The 2,683-nt window shown below is 48.9% G+C and carries 4 protein-coding genes; 3 read left to right on the top strand and 1 reads right to left on the bottom strand.

Going from position 1 to position 2,683, the window contains the following annotated elements; translation table 11 throughout:
• Positions 1–402, bottom strand: a 402-nt coding sequence (locus tag H6750_21690) for a macro domain-containing protein (protein MCB9776922.1), incomplete at its 3' end; no start/stop codon positions are given.
• 655 nt (positions 403–1,057) lie between these two features.
• On the opposite strand from H6750_21690, the gene H6750_21685 reads away from it, so the two are divergent.
• The 3 genes from H6750_21685 to H6750_21675 form a co-directional block, all read left to right on the top strand.
• Entirely contained in the window at positions 1,058–1,648 is a 591-nt protein-coding gene (locus tag H6750_21685) for a helix-turn-helix transcriptional regulator (GenBank protein MCB9776921.1), read from the top strand.
• Between the two features lie 283 nt (positions 1,649–1,931).
• Positions 1,932–2,291 carry a hypothetical protein gene (locus tag H6750_21680; protein MCB9776920.1) on the top strand — a complete coding sequence of 120 codons (360 nt, stop codon included), beginning with the start codon at positions 1,932–1,934 and terminating at the stop codon, positions 2,289–2,291.
• 135 nt (positions 2,292–2,426) lie between these two features.
• On the top strand, positions 2,427–2,683 hold a 257-nt coding region (locus tag H6750_21675; protein ID MCB9776919.1), incomplete at its 3' end, for a hypothetical protein.

Here is a 2,683-nt window from a genome sequence, read left to right as displayed (position 1 = left end):
AATGGCCGTCAAGGCCACGCGAGTGGCGCCCTCCAACGGATACCCAAAGATGCCCGTCGAAATAGCCGGGAAGGCAATAGATCGAATTTGATGCCGATCGGCTAACTGAAGGGCATGGCGATAACAGGAGGCCAGCAGGTCAGCCTCCGGTTTGTCCTGGCCGAAGATGGGCCCGAGACAGTGGATGACAAAACGGTTAGGCAGACCATGTGCCCCCGTGATGACTGCTTGGCCAGGACGGATAGGAGCCAGTGCCCGGCCTTCTTCTTCCAACCCAGGCCCTGCCGCGCGGTGAATTGCCCCAGCCACCCCGCCGCCACTCCGCAACTGCGCATTGGCGGCATTCACGATGGCCTCCATATCAGGCTGATTCGCAATATTCCCCCGAACACATTCGATCATGATTCCGTGAACCCTTAATGTGGCGATAAGATTACCCTCCGTTCAAACATCCATCTACTCCCGCTCGGATAAGGCACCAAGCCAAAAAATGCAACTACTACATCAGGACTTCGATTCTGAATTGTTGGTGATGAAGCTTCAGGGTGCCCCACTCCTCTACTGTACCATCACGAAGCCCCCATCAGGATACCTTGGCCCCTGTCTTTGAGGCATAGATCTGACACCAAGGACTCTCTCCTCTAACAATCATACCGCCCACTTCGATGGCACCTCAGGAAAGCCGGGTGACGGAAAAGAAAATCTTTGCCCCAACTTTGGCAAACCTTCCCCTTCTCCTCCAACCGGCGTATTGACATTATTCGTGCTTCTTGAGAGGCTTTTCATACTTTGTACACCCTCCAAACAGATTATCCCCAACGACGCCCTCTCTTAGGTATAACCGCTAACCTTTCCCTTGGAAACCTTTCTTACCTTGAGAAGAAAAACATCGTGAACGAATAAGGTTTATCCATAGATGCCTCCAGCGCTTTCCGCCAATCCCTTACCACTCCTACCAGATCTCAATAGGCCTGGAGCTGTCCCTTTGGCATCCAGCCAGTCAGTCACACAAATCCCCAAGGAAGACGCTGGTGCAGATGCTGCTCTCAATTGGGATATGATCCGGGACATTCCACCCCATAAAGTCTTCCTCTGGGATGAATACGGCCGGTATGTGGACTTCTCGTTTCCCAATCCTATCTATGGCCATTTCTTCGGTCCCGCACGACTAAAGGGGGCAATGGTTGCTGACATATTGCCTAGTGATACGGCTCAAGCCATTTTAAGCAAAATTCGACACACCATCTTCACACAGGCACCTGGATTTCTGTCCCTCGTCTTTCATCAAAAAGGCCAACGAACTTTCCAAACAATAATTAGATTTTTCCCGTTGACTAACCATGTCCTCGGCTTAGTCAATGATTTCCCACACCTCACCCTTGCCCCCTCAGATCCTTTACCCTCCACCCCAGCTCCCACTCACTTGCCTCGCCTGCGACATCCCCTGACCTACCGGGAACAACAAATATTACGGGCGGTAGGCCAAGGACTGTCGAATGAGGCCATTTCCACCAATCTGAGAATTTCACCCAGAACCGTCAAATTCCATCTCTTAAATCTATATCAAAAGCTTGGCGTCTCCTCCCGGATCAGCCTCAAAACTATAGCTCCCTTCTTACTTTCCCCCCCAAAGTCAACACCCCATTAAATGCTTCAGGCAAATATCTCCTGAGCAGGCACGTATAACCTGATATCCCACAGGATTTTCCCATAAAAAACCCCTGCACAAAACCTCTTTCCCACGATAAAAACTTTCTCACCCATCTCTCTAGGTAACCAAGGGACATGCAGCCTCACCATGAGTAATTCTCCTAATAAGAGGCCTGTCCCAGGACAGTTTCCTCACACAAGGTCCTTGCTAAGATATTCGGAAAGCACAAGGTATCTTTTCGCTGGAAAATGAGGGGTTATTACAAACAAGGAGGTCAGAAATGCGAAATGGGGTGTTAATCTTCCTAGCTTTTATTTTTTTCGCCGGGTGTAGTACTGCGGGACGCTTGGGAATCGTGACCAAAAGTTCGGCGGACCCTTCTTCCCTTCTAAAAAATAGTCAAGGGTATGAAGAACTTGGCCCAACAGAAGGAAAAGCTTGCCGGTATTTTCTCCTCGCCATCATTCCATGGGGAAACTCCGACTTTGAAAAAGCGGTAAACATAGCGTTGGAGAAAACAGGAGGAGATGCCTTGCTTAATGTTACAGCGGAAAGTAGCTTGTATGGTTTTATTCCCATTTATAATGTCTTTTCTTTTACCTGCACAACGGTTAAAGGGACAGCTATAAAATTTAAATAGTCCCTTTCTCCATTGAAGGCGTAGATCATGCGCCATCCGGCATATTGATTAATAGATTTAAAGAAAGGTTCAACTTTCATACTTTATCTAAAGCTGGGGCTTATCGCATTTGCGGTACTCGCGTTAGGCTCTACCGTGTTGGCCGAGGATGCCGGAGATTATAGCTGGCCAGGATTCTATCTGGGTGGTGGCGGATTGTATGGCATTGAAGATTTTGACACATCGGTGGAAGTCGATAATGAATTCGGTTTTAATTTTCGCTTGGGGTACCGATTGACCCCTAACATTGCCATCGAAGGAATGGGCGAACGGGTCAATGCGTTTTCACTCACAAATGCCGTCGCCCTTAACGTAGATACCTGGGTCGGCACGCTCAACGGCAAATTCTTTTT

It is taken from the genome of Nitrospiraceae bacterium (assembly GCA_020632595.1).
Lineage (GTDB): Bacteria > Nitrospirota > Nitrospiria > Nitrospirales > UBA8639 > Nitrospira_E.
This window is presented reverse-complemented; position numbering and strand designations above follow the sequence as displayed.

Excerpts from the sequence above, each read along its gene's own strand:
- H6750_21685 (MCB9776921.1), top strand. The coding sequence starts at position 1,058 with ATGATCCGGGACATTCCACCCCATAAAGTCTTCCTCTGGGATGAATAC.
- H6750_21680 (MCB9776920.1), top strand. The coding sequence starts at position 1,932 with ATGCGAAATGGGGTGTTAATCTTCCTAGCTTTTATTTTTTTCGCCGGG.